The organism is Bradyrhizobium sp. 139 (genome assembly GCF_023074175.1).
In the GTDB taxonomy this organism is placed as follows: domain Bacteria; phylum Pseudomonadota; class Alphaproteobacteria; order Rhizobiales; family Xanthobacteraceae; genus Bradyrhizobium.
The window spans coordinates 28,293-50,167 of the sequence record NZ_JADPKS010000087.1 but is presented as its reverse complement, the minus strand read 5'-3'; the positions used below and the strand labels follow the sequence as shown (position 1 = coordinate 50,167).

Annotated in this window: 16 protein-coding genes and 3 pseudogenes; 13 read left to right on the top strand and 6 right to left on the bottom strand. The window is 59.0% G+C overall.

The window, feature by feature from the left end:
* From IVA80_RS20910 to IVA80_RS20900, 3 genes and pseudogenes are all read left to right on the top strand, one after another.
* Positions 1 to 418: hypothetical protein (locus IVA80_RS20910; RefSeq protein ID WP_247434500.1), on the top strand; the 418-nt coding region annotated here is incomplete at its 5' end.
* 173 nt (positions 419 to 591) lie between these two features.
* Complete coding sequence (locus tag IVA80_RS20905) at positions 592 to 1,005, top strand: hypothetical protein (protein ID WP_247434497.1); 414 nt, start codon at positions 592 to 594, stop codon at positions 1,003 to 1,005.
* A gap of 189 nt (positions 1,006 to 1,194) precedes the next feature.
* Positions 1,195 to 1,606 (top strand): annotated as a pseudogene (locus IVA80_RS20900) (ArdC-like ssDNA-binding domain-containing protein); the annotation flags it as partial.
* Here the strand turns inward: IVA80_RS20900 and IVA80_RS20895 are convergent.
* The 3 genes from IVA80_RS20895 to queD form a co-directional block, all read right to left on the bottom strand.
* Positions 1,586 to 3,193: a recombinase family protein gene (locus IVA80_RS20895; RefSeq protein WP_247434494.1), complete on the bottom strand. Its 1,608-nt coding sequence runs from the start codon at positions 3,191 to 3,193 to the stop codon at positions 1,586 to 1,588. The pseudogene IVA80_RS20900 and the gene IVA80_RS20895 sit on opposite strands and share 21 nt — an antisense overlap.
* 993 nt (positions 3,194 to 4,186) lie before the next feature.
* Complete coding sequence (locus IVA80_RS20890; protein WP_247434491.1) at positions 4,187 to 4,390, bottom strand: hypothetical protein; 204 nt, start codon at positions 4,388 to 4,390, stop codon at positions 4,187 to 4,189.
* A gap of 972 nt (positions 4,391 to 5,362) precedes the next feature.
* Positions 5,363 to 5,725, bottom strand: a complete 363-nt coding sequence (gene queD / locus IVA80_RS20885) for a 6-carboxytetrahydropterin synthase QueD (RefSeq protein ID WP_247434512.1) — start codon at positions 5,723 to 5,725, stop codon at positions 5,363 to 5,365.
* A gap of 781 nt (positions 5,726 to 6,506) precedes the next feature.
* Between queD and IVA80_RS20880 the strand changes: the two genes are divergently transcribed.
* Together IVA80_RS20880 and IVA80_RS20875 are read left to right on the top strand one after the other, a co-directional pair.
* Positions 6,507 to 7,934 carry an MATE family efflux transporter gene (locus IVA80_RS20880; protein WP_247434488.1) on the top strand — a complete coding sequence of 476 codons (1,428 nt, stop codon included), beginning with the start codon at positions 6,507 to 6,509 and terminating at the stop codon, positions 7,932 to 7,934.
* 617 nt (positions 7,935 to 8,551) lie between these two features.
* A pseudogene (locus IVA80_RS20875) lies at positions 8,552 to 9,718 on the top strand (Glu/Leu/Phe/Val dehydrogenase).
* Positions 9,719 to 10,193: 475 nt separating this feature from the next.
* On the opposite strand, the gene IVA80_RS20870 reads toward IVA80_RS20875, so the two are convergent.
* Positions 10,194 to 11,897 carry an outer membrane beta-barrel protein gene (locus IVA80_RS20870; protein ID WP_247434485.1) on the bottom strand — a complete coding sequence of 568 codons (1,704 nt, stop codon included), beginning with the start codon at positions 11,895 to 11,897 and terminating at the stop codon, positions 10,194 to 10,196.
* 350 nt (positions 11,898 to 12,247) lie between these two features.
* Here IVA80_RS20870 and IVA80_RS20865 point away from each other — a divergent pair, with 350 nt between their 5' ends.
* The gene (locus tag IVA80_RS20865; protein WP_247434482.1) at positions 12,248 to 12,919 is read left to right on the top strand and encodes a hypothetical protein; all 672 of its coding nucleotides are present in this window, start codon (positions 12,248 to 12,250) and stop codon (positions 12,917 to 12,919) included.
* 439 nt (positions 12,920 to 13,358) lie between these two features.
* The gene (locus IVA80_RS20860; protein ID WP_247434515.1) at positions 13,359 to 13,544 is read left to right on the top strand and encodes a hypothetical protein; all 186 of its coding nucleotides are present in this window, start codon (positions 13,359 to 13,361) and stop codon (positions 13,542 to 13,544) included.
* Between the two features lie 308 nt (positions 13,545 to 13,852).
* Here IVA80_RS20860 and IVA80_RS20855 read toward each other — a convergent pair whose 3' ends face one another.
* On the bottom strand, positions 13,853 to 14,542 hold the full coding sequence (locus IVA80_RS20855; RefSeq protein ID WP_256467482.1) for an IclR family transcriptional regulator: 690 nt from the start codon (positions 14,540 to 14,542) through the stop codon (positions 13,853 to 13,855).
* 162 nt (positions 14,543 to 14,704) lie between these two features.
* On the opposite strand from IVA80_RS20855, the gene IVA80_RS20850 reads away from it, so the two are divergent.
* The 6 genes and pseudogenes from IVA80_RS20850 to IVA80_RS20825 all read left to right on the top strand — a co-directional run bounded on the left by IVA80_RS20850 (position 14,705) and on the right by IVA80_RS20825 (position 20,405).
* The gene (locus IVA80_RS20850; RefSeq protein WP_247434474.1) at positions 14,705 to 15,493 is read left to right on the top strand and encodes an ABC transporter ATP-binding protein; all 789 of its coding nucleotides are present in this window, start codon (positions 14,705 to 14,707) and stop codon (positions 15,491 to 15,493) included.
* Positions 15,477 to 16,250, top strand: coding sequence for an ABC transporter permease (locus IVA80_RS20845; protein WP_247434471.1), 774 nt, complete (start codon positions 15,477 to 15,479; stop codon positions 16,248 to 16,250). The genes IVA80_RS20850 and IVA80_RS20845 overlap by 17 nt, the downstream gene beginning before the upstream one ends.
* 33 nt (positions 16,251 to 16,283) lie before the next feature.
* Positions 16,284 to 17,306 carry an ABC transporter substrate-binding protein gene (locus IVA80_RS20840; protein WP_247434468.1) on the top strand — a complete coding sequence of 341 codons (1,023 nt, stop codon included), beginning with the start codon at positions 16,284 to 16,286 and terminating at the stop codon, positions 17,304 to 17,306.
* Positions 17,307 to 17,360: 54 nt separating this feature from the next.
* Positions 17,361 to 18,626, top strand: coding sequence for a CoA transferase (locus IVA80_RS20835; RefSeq protein WP_247434465.1), 1,266 nt, complete (start codon positions 17,361 to 17,363; stop codon positions 18,624 to 18,626).
* Between the two features lie 55 nt (positions 18,627 to 18,681).
* Positions 18,682 to 19,509 (top strand): citryl-CoA lyase, encoded by an 828-nt coding sequence (locus IVA80_RS20830; RefSeq protein WP_247434463.1) that lies wholly within the window; start codon positions 18,682 to 18,684, stop codon positions 19,507 to 19,509.
* A pseudogene (locus tag IVA80_RS20825) lies at positions 19,506 to 20,405 on the top strand (SMP-30/gluconolactonase/LRE family protein). Before IVA80_RS20830 ends, IVA80_RS20825 begins: the two are co-directional and overlap by 4 nt.
* Before the next feature lie 580 nt (positions 20,406 to 20,985).
* On the opposite strand, the gene IVA80_RS20820 reads toward IVA80_RS20825, so the two are convergent.
* Positions 20,986 to 21,501, bottom strand: coding sequence for a GNAT family N-acetyltransferase (locus tag IVA80_RS20820; protein ID WP_247434460.1), 516 nt, complete (start codon positions 21,499 to 21,501; stop codon positions 20,986 to 20,988).
* Positions 21,502 to 21,875: the final 374 nt, after the last annotated feature.

Genomic DNA, 21,875 nt, shown 5'->3' with positions numbered 1-21,875 from the left:
TCCTGCCATGATGTCGCTCCTCATTGCGCCAATCGCAAACGAGGAATCCGCCAACACCCAATCAGTTCCGACGCAGATTTCTTGGAATCGATCGTCTAGCTCGTCCAACACGCCCCCTTCGAGGTGGGAAAATCGCTCCGAACCGCTTTTGATCCGGCAATGCGCGGTGCATTTCTGCGTCAGCTCCGGATCGAATGAGGGCAGGCGCAATGACGTCACCGGCGCGTGCTTTGACGATCTCTGTACGCTCGGCCAACACCACCTTGGGCGCCAAGGTCTGAAACGCTTCATCTCCGCGCCGCCAACGCTGATGGTAGAGGCTGAGGTCAACGATATCGAATGGCGGTGCAACGAGCCAGTAGTGTCCGGTCTCGTAACCAAGACCCTCATGTTCATCGACAATCGCGAAATGACGTGACTGGCCGTCTGAATTTCTTATGGATACCGAGCCTTCATCACTGTGTTCCAAACGCCGAGGCAGTCGAGCATTCTTGTGAGGATACCCGTTATAGCGATGCACGAGCCAAACCATTGATAACGGTCCAACCGCGCCGAAATGATCGGGGCAAGCTTCGCCAAGACCTCGCGCACATGGGCGTCGTAGTCTGCGGTGCATTCGCGGTGGACAACCCATTCCGAGTACAACTCGAGAAATCGACGATCCCGACGTTTCTCAGCGACGAACTGTGGATCATCGAAGAAGCCTGGCGCGGAGGTGTCGATACCAACGCTCTCAAACGTCTCAGCAACTGGCCTCTCCACACGGCGGAAGCGCCCAGCATCTTCTTGCGTTTGTCTTCGCCCATCGCCCGCCCCCCAAAAAAGCATCCCAGAGAAATATTCTTACAACGAATCGCAAGTGCGGCGCGCTCAATCGGAACCTTCGCATACAAGCTGCACCTGCAGCGATCCTCTTGGCAGCGCTCCGAGCAGCCGGAAGTCGGGCTTGCTGATCCGGTAGTCCTTGGGGCGTCTCCCTGCGGGCCGGCCTGTCGGCTTCGCTGAAGGCCCGGCTGACGCCGGGTCTTCACCCTTCGGGCTTCCATCCCTGACGCGGCCTCGCGGAAGCGTTCGCCGAAATTGCTCCTTTTTGAGCGCGTTGAGCGCGTCCAGGAGTGAGAGTGCCGGCCGGGTTGGCCGTGACGGGTTGGAAGTCGCGAGAAAGGCTCGCGGCGACCGCCGCGGAGACCCGCGATGTCGAGACATGTCGTTCGGGCGCGCGCCGGCGAGAGCCGGGCGAATCTCTATGACGAAATAACCGACAAGATCATCACTGAGTTGGAGGCGGGCCATGTGCCCTGTCCAGTCTTGGGGAACATCGTCGGCGAGGGCACCCCTCGCCATGCCCAAGAACGCTTCAACGGCCCGGCAGTATAGTGGCATCAACGTCCTCATTCTCTGGGGCGCGGTGATCGAGCACGGATTTACTGGCCAGAGCTGGCTGACGTTCCGCCAAGCGCTCTCGCTTGGCGGGCATGTCCGAAAGGGCGAGCGCGGCACAACTGTCGTCTATGCCGACCGCTTCATTCCCAACGATGAAAAGAAACGCGCGGCGGAGAGCGGCGAGGAAGCCCTAGCGATTTCGTTACTGAAGCGGTTCACGCTTCAGGTAGGGCGTATATTCGTAGGGCATCCGCTTGCGAACCGGATGCACTACTATGCATTCAATCAAGGTGCGGAAGGCGACGCGAGTTTCGATCGCCTTCGGATTGGTCTTGAGCGCGGTGACCAGCCTTCTAACCTCCGAACGGTATCGGTCACCGAACTTCGGGTGATCGAAGCCAATGACATTTTCGCCGCCACCGCCCAGCAGCCGCAAGCGCTCTTCAACGCTTTCCCGCTCCAGGTCGCACTCATCGATCCGCTTGAGCAACTCGTCCGGCTTCCGACGGCTATTTGCGATGGCATATGACAGGCGTTCGATCTCGGTAGTCAACACGCGGAGTCGACGCTCTAGCTTAGCGTGTTCGCTGCCCTTGTTCCGATCGTTTTTGCGCCCCTCCTTCCAGGCACACATCGCCTCTTCGATGGCTTTCGGCGAAAGCAATTTCAGTTGGATTTTGTCAGAAGCATCCTCGAGCAGAACGTCCATGTCAAAGCTACGGGTGTGCTCGCAGGTGCCCCGCTGATGCGCGCTCGCGCATGCCGCGCGCGGTGCACCGTTACGCGAGGATTGAGCGATTCGCATGTGGCCATTGCAGACGCCACACCGGAGCACACCAGCAAGCGGGTGCTCATTGTTGCGCGGGATCACGACCCGACGCCGCGGCTTGCCAGTTGGTCCGAACATAGATATGGCGCGCGCGCTACGAAGCTCCTGCGCTCGATTCCAGAGCACTTGCGGAACGATCCGCAGCTCTGGCTTCTTGACTACGATGTGGCGCTCTTCTGGATTGCGGCGCTTCTGTTTCTTCTGGGTCTCCGGGTTGAGAATTGTCGAGCGAACGTTCCAATGTATCTCGCCGATATATAGATCGTTGCCGATAATGCCGCGACCATGCCGACCGCCTGTGATGCACTGATGATTCCAGGTGGTACGGCCAGCCTTGTTCTTGTGACGAGTTGCCCCTGGTGAGGGCACGCCTTCGCGGGTGAGATCAGCGGCGATAGTTCGGGTCGAGCGGCCCGCTGCATATTCGGTGAAGATGCGGAGCACAATCTTTGCTTCGTTCTCATCGATCACGCGTTCGCCCGGCGCGCCCGGCCTCGGTCGATAACCATAGGCGTATGAGCCAGGAATTCTTCCGTTGGCAACAGCGTTGTCATGGCCGCGCCGAACCTTTTCGGCGAGCTGCGGCTTGTAAATCGTGTTGTAGAGACTTGCGATGCTGATGTCAGTGGCGGTCGCATAGACCCCTTTCTGATCCATCAGCTCAACGCCGTTGAACTCGAAAACCTGCTTGAGACGCTGGATGGTTGCGGGATCGCGCGACAAGCGGTCGAAATGCTCAACCACGACTACGTCAAAGTCCTGGTTTCTCACACCGTTGAGCAAGCGCTGATAGCCGTCCCGCGCACCTTCGGTAAGACCAGATTTTGCGGCATCCACAAACTCGCCGATGACATCGAGGTCGTTGCGCAATGCGACCTTCCGGCAGAGCAATAGCTGACCGTCAATCGAGGTCGCCTTTTGCATGTCGCTGGAATAACGGGCGTATAGTACGGCCGTTTTCTTCGATGACGCTGTCGTCATGCCGGTCCTTTATCGGCTGCCCCGAGCCGTGATTTTCATCCCGTGCGACCTGACGTCCGATAGCGCGCGCCAACTCAAACCAGATTTCCTCATTGTCCGGATTGTCCCAGCTCTGAGGATGAGAGGGGGCAAGCGGTCGAATGATCGCTCGTTGTCTTCGGAGAGATCGGATGCGGGTACGCATTTGCAAACTCGCGAGCAGAAGCTAGCGTAAATTTCTGCGCTGCGCTACAGCCAAGCCGCAGCGATTGCTCGCAACGCTTCTCTCATGCTGACTTCGGCAGCGTCGAATGAAAATGAAATTCTTCAAGTGCCGCGGCGCGCGTGAGGGCATTCCTAGCGATGAGGCGCGTAGTCGAGAGCAGATACGCTAAGCAAAGCGGAGTAAAAATACTTGCGGGTGACAGCGACGTAAGTCTGTGGCTGAGTGACCGGTGCCTAGCGGACCCGTTCTCGGTTCACGCGGCTTCTCGTACAGATGTGTAGTGGCTGCCGCGGAGCGCCGGCTCGTCCATCAATGAAATTTGGCCGCTGGCGGCGAATTGTCGCGCACAGCCCAGACGCGGTGGTCCGACCCCAAGGAACCGTCGCTGATTGGGTCTTTCTTATTCCGCTGCTTCGATGACCCTTGCGTAGAGCCTCCAAGAGCAAGCACTCCGTCTGCGTGAGCTCCCTAATCGGGCGTCGAAAAGCACTGTCAGAAAAACGCATACTTCTGACAGAGTCCTTCCGCTCCGATATCCAAGGAGTTCAAAAACTGAACTCGCTGCCCAGGTCCAGTCCAGCGTCTGGATCCTCACGGATTTCCTCCATGTCGGCTGGCGAGACACCGTCGATGGTACCCGTGGCCTATTTTATTGAAGGTTGTCGGGTTTATGTGTCCATGTTTTGCGGGAACGAAGACCGCGACCCCAAAGCATCAGACCTCGCTTGAAAAGATTGAACAGAAGATCGAGCGGAAGAAGGATGAGGCTGCCTTCCTAGCGCGTGAGTTCACCAAGTCTCGGCGGCGAAGATCAGGTCTTGGGCGCGCTTCGTGCCCTTCTGGGCAAGGGCTGTCTCGTACGGCTCGGCTACGCCCCATGGCCGTGCCAGTCCCTCGCGGCTGACGCCAGATGGCTTCGCCGGGTGGCGCGTCAGGCGCTCGATGAGCCTGGCGTGGAATGGGAACGCGAGTCGGATCAAGGTTGTGGCCATTGACCATCTCGTCGGTAATCCCGGTGAGAGCCGTAACCTCGGGGGATGGCCACCGACGGCTGGTTGAAACAGCTGAATGTATCGCGGGCTCGGGTGGTCCGGCCGTCCGGTAGGTACGCGAATTTGACCATTCCAAGCTCGATGATCTGATCGCGGGTCGAATTCACGCCGATCGTCTCGACATCCAGTAGGAGAGCAGTCTTGGCTGCTTCATCGTTGCTCGCAGCGAATTCTGGCCGCGGAACGAGCCGGCGCAAGATGCGATAATCCTATGATTGCTCGAGCGCGGCCGCCATTTCGGCCAGGTTACGGGATCGGTCACTTTCTTGGTCAACAGATGAAACCGCGCTCCGTGGCACCTGACTGCACTCTACCGGATGCGCTCGGCCGAGGCATCGGTGCCTGTGGACAGCTATTCGCCCGTTTACGTCCGCAGCTATCGGCTGGGTGGAAATAACCAGTCGGGCGAAACGGCATCCGCGACCAGCCAGCGGGGACGCTCGAGTCCAGCACCTTGCCAACTTCACTAGAGGCTTCGCCCGCCGAAGTGTCGAACGGCGGGTATTGATGGCGATCTCTATCGCACGCTCGCATCCACCCGTGCTCCTCGCATTCGCGGCTAGCGCCGTGCAGCACCGAGATTGCCCAGCCGCGAGCGTCCGGGATCGAGGGTCCTCTCTCCGGTACAATCAGCATCGAATTCGCTCCAACGAATCCCCAGACAGTTCCGGCGGTTAGCACAACGCGGGATTCCGGATCGTCCGGCCGAATGCGGTCACGTGCTAGGGGGGCCTCATGACCCAGCCGGGTGGTCCTCTGACCTCCCGCGAGATCCAAGGGCATTCCGCGAGCACGGGAATCTGCCCGCGGACCCGGCCGACGAGGAGCCGAAGTGCAGATCGAGCAAGTCGGCTTCGGAGCCGAAGAAGGACAGGCGTGCCTCATCGACACAGCCCCAAATGAGCGCTGAATTCAGCGATCGGGCCCGTCATATTCCGCCCAACAATCGGTCGTCTCGTACACCCTCACGCTCGAGAGTTGCGCAAGGCGCGGTTTCGCGTGCTTCCAGATCCAGATGGCGATATTTTCCGCCGTCGGATTTTCCAGTCCCAGGACTTCGTTCAGGCAATGGTGATCGAGCTTCTTTAGAAGAAGACCGAACGCTTCTTCCATGTTGAAGAAATCCATTACGAACCCGGTGTGCGGATCGACGGGCCCGTTCAGCACGACCTCGACCCGATAGGAATGACCGTGCATCCGATGACAGCGATGTGTCTGCGGGACTTTTGGAAGTCGGTGCGCTGCCTCGAACTTAAATACCTGGGATATCTTCATCTGATGCCGGGATGTTTGTGGGGTTGCACGCTGAGTCGCCATTTTCGATGAGCAGACATTACGCGACGGCGTGCCGCATGTGGTCGACGGCGTCAAATTGTCGAGCCCCCTCTCATCGAACCGGTCCGGCAGAGCTTCCGGCTGCGGCTACACGAATTTTGAGTTCGTGTCCGCGAGCGATAACCAGCGCGGCGCGATTTGCTGACGCAAATCCAGTTACCACGCCGGCCGAGACCAGCAGCCTGCCGTTCGTCTCGATCGCGACAAGGAACCCGAGATCATGGAGCGCTTGCACGAGATCGTCGCCGAACCGCAACAGTGGTTCTGGGCACGTTCATTGCGTGTGCCATGCAGACGATGGAGCGTCTACTACAAGATCCGGTAGATGCCAAAGCCAAATTGAGGCCCTAGGGTCCGGCCGCGTTCCCCCGCCGATCATCATCGAGGAAACAGAAATGAACGCAACCGATGAGAAGTCAACAAAGGGCAGAACAGCACAATACGACTGGCAGAACCTGGGTGGCTACCCACGAACACCTCAATCAGGATCCTCGTTGTTCTAACTTAAGAGCCGCAGAAGGCTACGATTGGCGGGAGGCGTATGCCTAGGGAAAATCGACCAAGGCAAAAATCAGCTTGTGAAACGTCAAACGGGTCCACGCGACCACGGCGATCGATCGGCGCAGATAAACTTATGTACCGCTGTGCAAGAGCGGATCCGGAGAGGGTAGCGCTGAGTACGCGATCAGCGAATTTGGAAAAGCTCGCGACACGTTCATGCATGAATGAGCCGGATACGGAATTCGCGCTCGAGAGCGAGCGAAATTTGATGCCACAGAAGAAACAGCACATCGATCTATCGGACCCGAATCTCTCAAGCCTTATCCTGCGGCTCGCCATTCCATCTGTGGTTGGGTTAACCATCCATGCGTTACAGCAGGTCGTCAATGCGATCTTTGTTGGCGCACTTGGCGCGCAGGCGATCGCAGCTGTGAGCATGACCTTGCCGATCATGGTCCTGCTCGCGGCAGCCGGACAGGGGATCGGTGTTGGAACGGCGTCGTTCATATCTCGTCATCTGGGCGCTCGTGAGTACCTAGAGGCGAGTCGAGGCGCAAGTACAGCTCTCGCGCTCACCGCTCCGACTGGTATCATCGTTACCGTCGCTCTGCTTCCAAGTCTGCCAGCGATATTCGCAACCCTCGGAGCGACTCCAACCATCATGCCCGTGGCGCTCGACTACGCGGGAACGCTTTTGTTCGGGAACACCCTGATGCTTCTAAACATCGTCAGCGGGTTCATTGTCAGAGCCGCAGGCGATACGAGATTCAGCATGTGGGCGATGCTTACCGCGTTTCTACTGAACGCTGTGCTTGACCCCGTCTTCATATTCTTGTTTGACCTTGGTGTGCGTGGCGCAGCCCTCGCAACGCTGGTATCGCAGATCGCTGCTATTGGACTCTATATCGCGTATTTTACGAAGCTTGGCGGGACAGTTCTCGTCAGGATATCTCACATATCATTGCGAGCAGATCGCATCAGACAGCTCGCGTTGGTGGGCGCGCCAGCGACAATGACGAGTATCTTATCGGCACTTGCGGTTATGCTCTTGTACGGAGCTGCTGCACCGTTCGGCGATGATTCCATCGCCGCAGTTGGAATAGCTGTGCGAATCTTGATGGTCGGCGCACTGCCTATCACCGGGTTCTGCATAGGCGCTCAAGCTGTCCTGGGTTTCGGTTGGGGCGCACGCGACTATGTTCGTATTCTGAAGGCTGCGAAGTTCATGCTCTTCGTGACGGTCGCATTCTCCATCGCGTATTCTGCGGCCGTTGTGATTTTTGCAAGGCCTTTGGTGAGCCTATTTAGCGATAACGAGAATGTCACGGAAATAGCCGTCTCGTCCTGCATCGTGTTCCATCTCTTCTTTGGACTGTTTGGGGTTCAGAGTTTCGTGACGGCAATGCTTCAGGCGTTTGGGAGAGCACGCCTCAGTGCAATTGTGGCCCTGGCGAGGCAGGGCTATCTCTTCATACCGGCCGTACTGTTATTCCCGGTGGTTGCGGGTTTCGATGGACTGTTAGCCAGTCAAGCAATCGCTGAGCTGGGCGCCGGAATGATCGCTCTGTTCGTCATGTTCCACCAGTTCGGTGAGCTCAGACGAGCGCTCCGGCACCGTGGTTCAAGAGCGATCGGGATAGCGGGTTGACCTTAGAACGGATGTCATCGAGCCCAGAGCATTGGGCGCAAGCCTCCTGAGAAGCTCGCGGCAAGATGCGCTACCAGTGGGCACGGATTTTGCGGGCTCGCGGGCGTGCGATCGGCGCGGTCCTTCATCCAGCCGTGCTCCTCGCACTCGCGGATCGCACCGGCTCGCCTAGCGGACGGATCGGGCAGTTCGGCGAGCGATAGCCGATGTGCTCCCGCTCGCCAAGCCGGGGGTGCCTTTTTGCGAGCGCGGTTGGCGGGGCGGCAAGGGCTCTACGCGCGGTCGAAAGGCTCGGCTTTAGCAGAGTGGGTGGTTTCTGCGCTTATGCAGGTTTGTCATAACCCGGGTCTTTGGAGCTGACTTGAATGCCGCCGCTTTGGGTCGACACTTCGCAGGACGCTCTTGAATTTTCGCCTGCCACGATTCGCTGTTGGGCCATCGTGGCCGCCTCGGTCAATCTCGCTTTCATCGCATTGGTCATATTTTTGGCGTGACCGCGAGACGCAATCTTGCTGATTGGACTAGTTGTCTCGCCCAAACGCGCAACACGCACTAGGGAGCTCGGTGCTCTGAAGCACAAGCATTCCGATGTTTCATATCCAGCCTCAGGAGCTATCGTGACTGTCTACACTGGGCCAGTGTTTGAGATGGCCGTAAAGCAATTCGAACTGACCGCGAATTATCTGGGGATACCAGACGACGTAAGAACCCGCCTGCTGATGCCGAAGCGATCTGTCACGGTGTCGTGCCCAATTTACCGTGATGACGGCACAACGGCGGTTTTTGAAGGCTATCGGGTGCAGCACCTTACACTTGGCCCTACAAAAGGGGGCACCAGATTCGGGCCAACCGTCGACCTTGGCGAAGTTGCAGCGCTCGCGATCTGGATGAGCTGGAAGTGTGCCCTGGTCGGATTGCCATATGGCGGCGCCAAGGGCGGAATTAACGTCGACCCTTATAGCTTGTCGAACCGTGAGCTTCAGACTCTGTCGCGCCGGTATATGCTGGACATGATCCCGTTTGTTGGGCCGCACACAGATGTCATAGCTCCCGATGTTGGAACAAACGAGCAGATCATGGCGTGGTTCATGGATATCTACTCGATGTATCATGGCCAAACCGTCACCGAGATCGTGACTGGCAAACCTGTCAGCGCTGGGGGAACGCTCGGTCGCCGTGAAGCCACAGGCCGGGGTGTGGCTCATTTGGTTCGCCGCGCAGCGGACGAGCTCAAAATCCCACTCAATGGCGCCGACCGCCGTTGTTCAAGGCTTTGGAAATATCGGTTCGATCACCGTACTCGAGCTACACAACAAGGGAGCGAAAGTGATCGCGGTCAGCGATCACACGGGCGCGCTTTATCGATCTGGGGGGCTCGATATACCACAGCTGGTCGGACATGCTGCCTCGCAAGGTAGCCTGGATGGCTACTCCAGCGAGCTTGCTCTGGACCCAGGCGAGTTGCTGACGATCCCGTGTGACGTGCTTGTTCCGGCTGCCGAAATAGCCAGTAGGAAGGCCATCAGGAGGAGATCTTCCTCATCCCCGATATTCTCTGCAACTCGGGCGGTGTCGTGGTCAGCTACTTTGAATGGGTGCAGGACCTCCAGCGACTGTTCTGGGAGGAGGAAGTCACGCGTAGGGGGTATCAACTTTTGGACCGTGCTTTCGAGCGCATCCTGGCGCGAAGCAAACGTGAAAACCTGTTCAATCGCACGGCAGCCATGGCGATAGGTGTCGAGCGCGTTCGCGCAGCAAAAGAAACACGCGGACTGTTTCCCTAGTAGTGTGATCTCGCTGAATGTCTTTGTTGTCAGTTCGATATGTCGGGCCGATGACAGACCGGACTTTCTGCACCGTAGGCCCAAGTGGGTCGCCGCCGAAGTTCACGGCGACGGCCCCTTTTTACTAGTGAATGAGTGCGTGCGTCTTACGAATTGCCCGTCGATCAGAATTGAACCTTGTTTTCACCCGTCCCACTTCGCGAATCGTCCTACAAGGGCAAATCTTTGCGGGGCTTGTTGAAGTTGCCGATTCCAGCCTGGCGCCGCTTCCACGTTTCCATCAGCTGCTCGACAGTATCTGACTACTATTTGGCGGCGGAATCCACCGTAAACCCGCGCCGGCGGGCCACGCCGGTAATGACTTCCAGCTTCGAAAACGTCTCGGACGGTTCAAGGTACTTCTGCTAGGGCGTACGGCTTCAGGATGCTCGTCCAGGAAGGCTGGAGTCTGGAGCTTGACTACGGTGGGGCCTTTTCAATTGACCTTATAAGAGGCCTGAAAGAACGTACCCCAGCGCTCCACGCTAAACTTCGAAAACTGAGTCGCTGTCGTTCCCGAATAACAGCCTGTGCATATCATCTCGCTGTCCTTTTGGGTCCACATTGCCCAATAGCGCCCGCCGACGCCGATGCTGAGATTATTGGTGATGAAGTAGGACAACACGCCTTCGACCTGTACACCCCCGCCTCCGTTCCCGCGTTGATCAAAAAAGGTAGTTCTCGGGCGCAAGAGATGGTGGTCGCGACCAGCGAAATCGGTCCAAGGCAGGTAAGCGACATCTGTGCTTAAACGCCAATGCTCGGTAAGCATGGTTTCGGCGCTCAGGCCGACGCGAGGTGCATTCCACTGCGTATCCTGGCTACCAACGATCTGATCAGCGGACGCGGAGCATGAAACGATGGGGTTGGCAATCTGCATGCATCCCATCGTGTCGGAGTTCTGGGCGTAATAGGTCCAGCCGATAAATCCGCCGACCTTGTAGTTGGCGCCGTGCAAAAAATCGTAACCTACGTCGGCCGTGTAGTACGTAAACCTCCCGTTTGCCTGGCCCGATATCGTGTTGCTATAAGAGACGCGAGGGATGCCCCAATCTTCATCGTTGAGCTTTCCTTTATCGAAGCGCCCGATGCCGACGTTGCTCTTCAGGAACACTCCCCACGGGCTGTCAAGACGGCCAAATAATTCCCCGGAAAGTCCGTCGAGGCCGTGGTAGGTGAGTCTTGATATAAGAATGTTAGGATCTTCAGTAGCGATCTCATCGGAAATAGCGCTGGCGTCCCATTGGAATCGTCCCCGGCTGAGCCAGAGCCGCGATCCGCCTTCGAACGACCAACCGGCCGTGTAAGCAACCGGCGGCACGCCGGCAGGTGCTTTCGCGTACAGCGGCGCATCGGACCATTGCGCCACCCATGGGACGGCGCCAAAATGGTAGTTCAACCCGATCTTTCCGATGTGATAGTTGCTGGACAGGCTCGTTGTGTTTGCCGGAAGAATTGCCAACGGCGGCAACTGCACCGTCGGAGGCGTTGCGACACTTGGCCCACCGAAATGCAGATAGTCATACTCTACTTTGACCGACCATGCAGGCGTAAGCGCTTGCTCGATGCCCAGCCCGATGACGCCACCGACCTGACCATAGTCGAAACGAGTGTTCTCCTGTGGCTGCAGGCCATTATATTCGTTGTTATTGAGCACGTTGCCCTGATTGTATTGCCAAGCCACGCCTCCCTTGAGATAGGCCAGCGTATGGCCGAGAGCGCCGAACGCGTAACCGACGCGGCCGGCCCCGGTGGCAAAGAGGTTTGGACCTGCCGTGCAGTTTGCGCTCACAACAAAGCCCGAGGCGGCCAGGCAAGTATTTGTGCCATCGGAGACAGCACGGCTGGCATCTAGTTCGACGCCAAACACCCAGCCGTTCTTCTGCCAATTGTAGCCGATCTGGCCTCCTGCGAGGAACACTGGGGTATTGACGACGCCGCCATAGATTGACGGACCGTAGGGATTGCTGAGGGAGGTTCGGCCGTACCCACCGCCGACGTGCCCGCCAATATAGCCTCCGGACCAGCTCCACACCGTCGCTGGCACTTTCATTTGCGGCTCAAGGTCCGCCGCATTGGCTGCACCGATTGCGATGAGCGCAATTGTTGTGGCTCCCGAAAGACGAACTCCAGATCGCATCCAATACTTCCCTGCATTTTCTCGGTCCACAACCGAGCGCCCTTAAGTTATCGCCGCAGCAAGCCGTCGGGCGGACCAGACGCTAACGGCGATGCGCGCCGAGTCCGTCCCGAGACCATCGCACTGATGATGACGTGAACAACGCAAACCTCGTGCCGAAGAGAGTTCGAGGCTCTGCAAGGCACTCCGTAAAGGTGTGTAGCGTCAAGTTGCTGACATTTGTCTCAAGACTGACAGTCTGCGCTGCTATCGTCCGACAGGACGTTGCGCTTCGAACAGTTGTCCTATCGCCCCTCAATATGCGGGACGCGCGTTAATGTAGGGCATTCAACTCGGCATCGTTCAGCGCGGTGATCGAGGAAGCGCTGCTTGGCGTCCATGGGGCGATCGCCGCTGCAATCGCGGCCGCCAGGAGAGCTAAGGAACGGCGGGATCAGGTGCGTGATGCTCTCCGCCGACATCATCCAGCCGTGCGCCAACTGGTGCTGATCGCCAGCGACGATCTCATTGTTGGCTTCCTCAATCGCAGTGGCCTCAAGACGGGCAACGGCAATCGCGTACCCGCGAGCGCGTCACACAAGTGCGCTCGGAACTACCACATCCCGGTGTTTAAGCCTGCCGATGGCGGAGTAGTGTGGTCGCCGCCGGGCCGTGTCCCCGTTGGTCTGCTTCACCGGCAGATCGAGATTGTACTCGTGGAGCCAGCAAAGCGCCTATCGCGCGCCGCCCAGTTCCTCGACCTTGTCGAACACCATCTTGATCGCTTCTTGGACACGCCGATCCGGGTCTTTCTCATAACGGTCGCCGGCCTTCATGAAGCCGACAGGCGCTGCCACAACCAACTCGCCCCGGCGCGCCTTCTCATAGCGTGCCGAGAGCGAGCTCTGTCGCAACAGATCCGGTTCGTACTCGTTGAGGCTGCCCTTGAGCCCGAGCAGCAGGCGGTCGTTGCCGTGCCTCGGCGCGTAGATGGTCTCCTGATCGACCAGAACCGGTATCGACCACGCGGCACATCTCGATGAGTTGCTGCCAATGCCGACTGTTGCGAGCTAAGCGCGAGACCTCGCGGGCGCAAAACCGCACCAACCTTACCAAGGCAAACCTCCGCTACCATTCGCTCGAAGCCAGCCGGCGCGTTGTACGCCGCCGGCGTCCGACCCCGCCGTCACCTACGATCGGCGACGCGATCAATGCCGGTTATTTTTATTTGGAAGTTCGGTGCCTGGGGTGCGACACCAATCAGACCGTGGCGCTCGACATCATCACGCTTGCGAAGACCACGCCGGTGCATGAGCTAGATGTGGTCTTTCAGGAGGTTGTCCATCTGATCCGAACCGAGGAAGCTGAGGTTGCGAAGCTTCAGTGTTCCACGGACAGACCAGATCAACAGCCACAAGAATGCTCTCCTGACACCGAAAGGTCGAGAGGCCATGGTGCGGTGTGTGGAGGCGGGACTGAGCAATGCACGCCGCCGCGCGCCAGTTCAACACCACGCCGAAGATGGTGGCCAAATGGGTCGAACGGCCGCACAATCTGCGCAACGTTCTGGCCGCGCTTGCATCGATGTGGGCGCGCCGCAGCTTACCCCTCAGCATATGCCGGCTCCAGAACACCAGCACATATATCGAGCAGCGTAATAGCCTTTGAAGAAGCCTCCCTCCTGATGCCCGTGTACGGGTGGGGGCGTCGAGATCGAGGATGATCTGCGGCGGGATCACTTGGGCGACTCCAGGAACAGCTTCAGGGGCGTCCCACCACTCCAGACTGATCTGCACTACGCTCTGTCGTTATCAAGGCATTCCTTGAACACCACAAAATTCTTGTCGCAAAAGAACGCCTCGCCGAATCGCGCCCCGATGCGCCTCAACAATGTGAGAAATGCACGCTGCGCTCAGGAGAGGCTCCTGCGGCACCCGCTGAGCTGTGCGTCATAAACGGAACGCTGCCATTGTAGCTCAGCGCTCGCTTGCAGGCAGCAGACCGATCAGCGCTTTAGCCTCGGACTTCAGAACTACAATCGCAGCCTTCCGAGCATCTGCATCAAAGCGAGTCCGAATGGCGGAGACCGAGAGGGCGCCGCGCAATTGACCATGAACGTCGATCACAGGCACAGCTGCGGCCGCGACCTCAGGGTCCCGCTCGCCGATCGAGACGTAGAAGCCACGATCTCTGACCTTCTTTCCATCGGCTGATGCAGAATCGCGGTAGGCGGTAAGAACACGGCCGGCAGCGCCGCGGTCAATCGGCAATCGCTGACCCTCTTCGAGGTGATGCCGGACCGAACGCGGAGAATTGACGCGATAAAGGCAGATGCGCTCGTCGCCCTGCGCGATGTAGAAGGATGCGGTCTCTCCGGTTGCCTCGACCAGACGATGGAGCGAGGGTCTGATTAGGTCACCGAGGTCGAGCCCGCGCTGATAAAGCGCCCCAAGGCGCCATAGCTCCGGTCCGGGTCGAAATAGCCGGTCCGTACCCCGCACTAGGAAGCCATCCGCCTCAAGAGATGCGGCAAGGCGAAGAACTGTGCTCTTGTAGAGGTCAGTCGCATGCGCAATCTCCGTCAGCGTCATCGCGGCGCGCTCCGGGTCGAACGCCTTAAGGATTGCCAGTGCCCGCGCGACCGCATCAACCCCTGTTCTTACCATCGATACCTCTGGTTCTGCTGTGCAGAACCAATAGTCAGAATGGCGCCAAGAGTCCAGCCACTTAGCACGATCGCCATTCTGCACATCAGAATAGGATTGACTCTTCGTGAGACCCGAGCTACTCGGTTCCAGACATCAGAACAAGTTCTATGGAGCGAAACAATGGGGCGGCCGGGACTTGCCGTGGACTTGCGCGACGTGATGATTCGCTTCGGCGACTTCACGGCCGTCAAAAGCATGAACCTCCAGGTGGCCGAGACTGAATTCGTTGCAGTGGTGGGGCCGACCGGCTGCGGAAAATCGACCATTCTCAACACTGTCACCGGACTGCTGAAGCCCGCCGCCGGCGACGTTCGCATTTTCGGCAAGTCTCTTACGGGCCTGAACGGTCAGTCCGGCTACATGCTTCAACAGGAAGGGCTGCTGCCCTGGAAGACCGCCCAGGACAATGTCGGCCTCGGGCTCGTCTTTCAGGGCAGCTCGATCGCGAAAGCGCGCGAGCAGGCACGGCCCTGGCTCGCCAAGGTCGGATTGAGGGGATTCGAGGAGCGCTATCCGCATCAATTGTCCGGCGGCCAGCGCAAGCGCGTTGCGATGGCACAAACCCTGATCATGGAGCCCAAAATCGTTCTCATGGATGAGCCGTTCTCCGCGCTGGACGTTCACACACGCCGACTCATGCACCGCATCCTGCTCGACCTCTGGCAGGCGGACCGGCGCTCGCTCATCTTCATCACCCATGATCTCGATGAGGCGATCACGCTGGCGGACCGCGTCGTTGTGATGTCTGCCGGTCCCGCCAGCGGCATGGTTGCCGACGTCAGGATCGGGCTGCCTCGTCCGCGCGATGTTTCTGCGCTGCAGACCACCGACGAATTCGTCGCGCTCTATCGTGAAATCTGGTCGCTGCTCGGCGCCGAAGTGGAGAAAAGCTATGTCACGCAGGGGTAGGGTCGCTCTCACGCAGTTCGCCATCGTCCTTGGCCTGATCCTGATCTGGGAATTGGGCGTGTGGGCCGGACTGATCGATCCCTTCTTCTTTCCGGCACCGTCGACACTTGTCGCAAGGATCGGGGAGTGGATGTCGACGGCGGACTTTTGGACCGATATTGGCATAACATTGCTGGAGACGGTCCTGTCGTTCCTGGCTGGCATTTGGATCGGCACAGCACTTGGTATCTGGCTGGGCTTAAGCCCGTTCGCTGCCGAAGTCGTTCAGCCCTTTATCAAGATGTTCAATGCAATCCCGCGGATCTTGCTTGGACCCATTTTCGTCATCTGGTTCGGATTGGGCCTCACCTCCAAGGTTGCGCTCGGCGTCACGCTGGTTCTATTCGTCGCATTCTTTAACACGTTCCAGGGCGTCCGCGAGGTCAATCCGGTCGTGCTGGCGAATGCCCGCCTGCTGCGTGCATCGAAGTCGTCCCTGCTACGGCACGTCTACCTGCCGTCCGCCACGACCTGGATTCTGTCGAGCTTGCGGGTGTCCGTCGGCATGGCCGTGATGGGAGCCGTGGTCGCCGAATATCTCGGCTCGTCCGCAGGATTGGGGCACTTAATTGCGCAGGCCGAAGGCGTCCTCGATGCGACCGGAGTGTTCGCAGGAATTATCGTTCTCTCCGCCTTTGTCGTTGTCCTCGATGCCATCGTCGACTGCGCGGAAAAGCGGCTCCTGGTCTGGCGGCCGGCGCCTGCGCACGAAAGCTGATCGTACGCTCTCCCATCAATCATGGAGGTTCGCATGCACGTTTCCATAAGACTGATCCCGGTCGTGGCGCTGGCCGCATTCTCGGTCATTTTGGCGCATGCCACCGAGCCCAAGAAAACAAAATTGAAGATCGCCGTGGGGTCACAGATCCTCAACTATATGCCTGTCGAACTTGGAGTGAAGCTTGGCTCCTTTAAGCAAGAAGGCCTTGACGTTACCGTCGAGAACTTCCAGGCCGGTGGCTCAAAGGCTCTGCAGGCCCTGATCGGCGGCTCCGTCGACGGGACTATCGGCTTTTACGATCACACCATTCAGATGCAGGCGCAGGGTAAGCAAATTTCCTGCGTGTTCCTGCTGAACGACATTCCCGGCGTCCTGCTCGGTGTCCGCAGCGATCTCGCCGACAAGGTCAGAACCGCCGCCGACCTGAAGGGTCTCAGGCTCGGGATCACGGCGCCGGGGTCATCGACGGAGACTATGGCGCGTTACTACATCAAGAAATCAGGATTGGGTCCACGCGATGTCAACATCATTGCCGTCGGCAGCGGCGCACCGGGCATGGTGGCGCTTGAGGCCATGAACGTCGATGCCCTGGTCTATTTCGATCCCATCGCGACGCTTCTCGCGCGCAAGAAGAGCGCGACAGCGCTGTTCGATGCGCGCACGATCGAAGGCTCAAAGCAGGCCTTCGGCGGATCCTATCCGACCGCGTGTCTCTACCTTCAGCAGTCTTTCATCGACAAAAATCCCGAAACGGTCCAGCGCCTGGTCAACGCCTTGCTCAAAACTCACCGCTGGATCAACGCAACGCCGACGGAGCAGCTCGTCGATACGATTCCTCCTGGTTACAAGACTGACAATCGCGAGGTGAATATCGAAATCATGAACGCATCGAAAGCGCTCTTCTCGCCAACCGGGCAGATGGACATTGAGGCGGCCAAGGTCCCGCTGGCTGTCCTGAGCGACTTTGATCCAAAAATCGCTGCCGCAAAGATCGACCTGAACAAAACCTTCACCAATCGCTTCGCGGAACGCGCCGCACAACAACTGAAATAGCTGCCCGCCGGCCAAGCCCTCACCATCGGATCACCTAAAGGAAGGCGTCTTCAGATGTCTCTGCCGCTCACCGGCATCCGCGTCCTGGACCTGTCGAACGTGTTAGCCGGTCCGTTCTGCGGTTATCATCTCGCACGTCTTGGCGCAGAGGTCATCAAAGTCGAAAATCCGAACGGCGGCGACCTCGCGCGGCGCCTCGGCGCCGATCCGCAAAGGGCAGAGCGCCTGCAGGGCCTCTCTTTTGTCGCGGTGAACGCCGGCAAGCAATCCGTGGCGCTGGACTTGAAGTCGGAATCGGGCCGCGAGGTATTCTTGCGGCTCGTCAAGGAAGCAGATGTGGTGCTCGAAAACTTCCGGCCGAAGGTGATGGAACGGCTTAGGCTGGGCTTTGATGTGCTCAGCAGGCAGAACCCGCGTCTGGTGTACTGCGCGATCTCCGGCTTTGGGCAGAGCGGGCCGTGGTCCGCCCGTCCTGCCTATGACCAGATCGTTCAGGGTCTGTCTGGTGCCATGAGCGTCACTGGCGATACGGCCTCGGCTCCCCTGCGCACGGGCTTTCCGATCTCGGATACGATTGCGGGACTGACTGCTGCCTTTGCCATCGCCGCGGCTCTGGTCGACCAGCGGCATAGCGGCCGCGGTCGGTTCATTGACGTGTCCCTGCTCGAAGCCACCGTCGCAGCGATGGGATGGGTCGTCTCCAACCACCTGAACGCTGGTGTCGAGCCGCAACCCATCGGCAACGAGAACTTCACCGCGGCTCCCTCCGGCACGTTCCGCACCGCAACAGGCCCGCTGAACATTTCCGCCAACGAGCAGAAGCAGTACCAAGCCCTATGCGACCTGATTGGCCGACCGGACCTGAAGACGGATCCACGCTTTGCTGGGCGCGAGATGCGCAAGGTCAATCGCGCAGCGCTGAACACGGAGTTGAACAAGGCGTTGAGTTGCAAGCCCGCTGACGAATGGGAGGCCCAAATGAATCTGGCTGGAGTCCCCGCAGGCTGCGTGCTGACGGTCTCGCAAGTTTTGCAGCAGCCACAGCTCCTCGAGCGCGGATTCGTCGAGACTTTGGCCCCAGAACAAGACGGTGCGCAGCCGTTACGAATCACGCGGCCGGGCTTCCGGCTGGATGAGGAGTTTTCGGTGCCTTTACCACCTGCGACGCTCGGAGCAGACACCGAGCGATGGCTGCAGCGGCTCGGCTATTCGTATGCGGAGGTCGAGCAACTGGTCTCAAGCCGGGCCGTCGGGACGCCAAAGCAAGGAGAGGCTGATTTCCTGCCCGTCCGCGTAGCCGCGGACGGGCCAATATCATGATATTCGACGGCTTGCGGCGGTTGGCAATCGGCAGGTTGAAGGGGCGGAACCGGAAATGAGCGAAGAAGAATTGCGACAGCAAGCGGCCCGTTGGTGGCGAACCTCCATCTGCGACATCGCGCCCGGTCGCATCGCCTATCGGGGTTATCCAATCGAAGATTTGATCGGCCGGATTTCCTTTCCCGGCATGATCTGGCTGATGTTGCGCGGCGATCTGCCGACGCCAGCGCAGGAGCGGCTGCTGCAAGCTGCGCTGGTCGCGTCCGTTGACCACGGTCCGCACGCGCCCTCCATCGCAATTGCGCAGATGGCGGTGAGCTGCGGGCTGCCCCTGAACGGTGCGATGGCCTCCGCGATCAATACACTCGATGACGTGCACGGCGGAGCAGGGGAGCAGGCGGTCGAACTCTACGAAGATGTGCTGCGGAGGCGCGATGGCCTAGAGATCGGCGAGGCCGCGGCCGCCGCAATCGACCATTTCACCGCAAGGCGCGGCAAATACCTGCCCGGCTTCGGCCACCGGTTTCATCCGGTCGACCCGCGCGCGGCACCGCTATTGGCGCTGGTGGATGGCGCAGGTGCTGAGGGCAGTGTCAGCGGCGACTATGCCAAGGCCGCCCGCGCGATCGAGCGCGTGATGCAGCAGCGCAAGGGCAAACTCATCCCAATGAACATTGATGGCGCGACCGCGGTCATTTATGGCGAGCTCGGCTTCGCGCCTCCGCTGGCGCGCGGCGTCTTCTGCCTGTCGCGCGCGGTCGGAATCCTGGCCCACGCCTGGGAACAGACCAGGCGCAAGGATCGTAACAAGGGACCGATGCCCAAGCAGTTTGGCTACAAATATGAGGGCCAGCCGCGCCGCACGCTGGGAGGCGTGTCATGATGTATCTCGACAAGCCGCCTCAGGTGGTTGAGACCCGCGTGTTCTCGTCGATGCCGGCGGAATTTCGTCGCCCTGGTGTTTCCTCGAAATGGGCGGATGCCAACCGCGGGGGCCATCCGGTGGATTGTTTCATCGAGGGGCCGTCGTTCGACAAGTCCGGGAATCTCTACGTCGTCGATATCCCCTTCGGCCGCATTTTCCGGATTTCGCGCGACGGCATCTGGTCTCTGATAATCGAATATGACGGCTGGCCCGAATGGTCTGAAGATCGCACCTGATGGCCGGGTGCTGGTGGCCGATTACATGAACGGCCTCATGGAGCTCGATCCGCAGCGGGATACTATTAGCCCGCTTCTGGGGCACCGCAATTTCGAGTCCTTCAGAGGCTGCAACGACCTGCATATCGCGACCAGCGGCGACATCTATTTCACCGATCAGGGCAAACTGGATTGCACGATCCGACCGGCCGGGTGTTCCGACTGTGTCCTGACGGCCGGCTCGATTGCCTGATTTCGAACGGGCCAAGCCCGAACGGGCTGGTGCTCAGTCCCGACGAGGCCGTGTTGTTCGTTGCAATGACGCGCGACAACAGCATCTGGCGCGTGCCGCTGATGCGTGACGGTGGGGTTGGGAAGGTGGGACGGTTCAGCTTGTTCTTCGGGACCAGCGGTCCTGACGGGCTGACGATGGATCAAAAAGGGCGGCTCTTTGTCGCGCACGCCTCCCTCGGCCACGTCTTCGTCATGGCGCCGAACGGCGAAACGATCGCCCGCATCAAGTCCTGCGCTGGGGCGACCTGCACGAACCTCGTATTGGAGTCGGCAAACGGCACATTGCTCATTACGGAATCCTCTGCCGGATCAGTGTTGATGGCTGATCTCGCTCACTTTCCTTGAACGTTCGCCAGCAGGAGTGACAAGGTGGTACCGAATCCTTTTACGCGACGGTCCACCGAATCAAGATGCAGGAATGAGCCCGGTAGATGATTGTGATTGGCTTGCCAGTTGCCGAGGCATTGTACTTGGCGACGAATGGATCGCATTTGTGTGCGGTGATCCGAAACTGGCGTCAGTAAGTCGCATTGTGTGGGAAGCACGAAAGAACGACTCGGCCATCGTTTGTAAGGCTGGGTCGGGCTTCGCCCCCAACGGGTCGCCGCCGACCTGGCTCCGCGCCTTTTAGCCGGGCAGGTTTCGGCTCGCGGTCCACGAGCCTTGAGAAGACCATCGTATCGCTTCGCACCATGAAGAACGATTTGATGGCTGATACCCGCCAAGAAGGTCGAAGAGGTAATCCGCTCGCAGTAGGAGTAAGCACCGCATCAGCGTCGAGGTTCTCGATCATCCTCGGCCGCGACGCACGCGTTGGAGCGTTCGTTTTGAGAACCAACAAGCAGCAGGATTTGCTGCTTTGAAAGTCTTTACTGATAAGCCCAGGAGCGCTTTTTAACTGTGTGGAGCAGAGGTCGCAGTACTGTCATAGCCTCTTGCGCGCGCGCAATCCTCCAACCCGATATCCCCTCTCCTCGTAGAAACGGCGTACCCGTTGTAAAGCTGGATAGCCATCCGGGGGCAACGCAACCTCAATTTTCTGCCAGCCTCGGCGCTTCGCCTCCGAATGTACCGCCTCGAGCAGATGCCGACCGTGGTCAGAGCTTCGGAAGTCGCGCGAAATCCATAGCTCCTGAAGCACACCGTACGCTCCGGCTGCTCTCACGGCCTGTACGGCCGAGGTGGCAGCGACCCCTACAATCTGCCCGGTGGCTTGTTCCTCGATAACAAAAATGAAGCCCTCTTCGGGATCCTGAATCAGGCGCAAAGCAGCCTGCTTCGCGCCTTCAAGGCTGAACTCTGGTCCGGGGCCACCTAATTCAGAAAGTAGCTTTCCGACGGCTTCTGCGATCGCGTTCTCATCTCCTGGCACGCCTTTGCGCAAAGCCGTGCCCCCGTGGGGCAGGCCTTGCGCTTCAGCGCCAACACGAACACCCGTCACGTTAGTCCCTCCAGTCCCTCTTGAGGATATCCATGCTTCAGAAGGATACAGAAAACGCAACTGAGAGCAACTATCAAGCTCGATAGGGAATAGGACGTCCGCACTCGCTATCAGCAACAGAGGTGAGGTAAGTGCAAGCTGTTGCCGTTCTCAGAATCGACTGCGGCTTGACCTGCTGCGAACTCATGATGGACTTCCTTCGATTGGAAAGGAAATCCACGAGACGGCACATTCTCACGTGGGCAGGCCGGCCATGCCGATCAAACATTTCGTAAGAGTGATTTCCGATCATCACTCACGAGCGACTCGATTCAGTAGATCTTGCGGCATGGTAATCGCCGTGCCATAGGGCGCATCAGCTCGGCGCGTCCGAA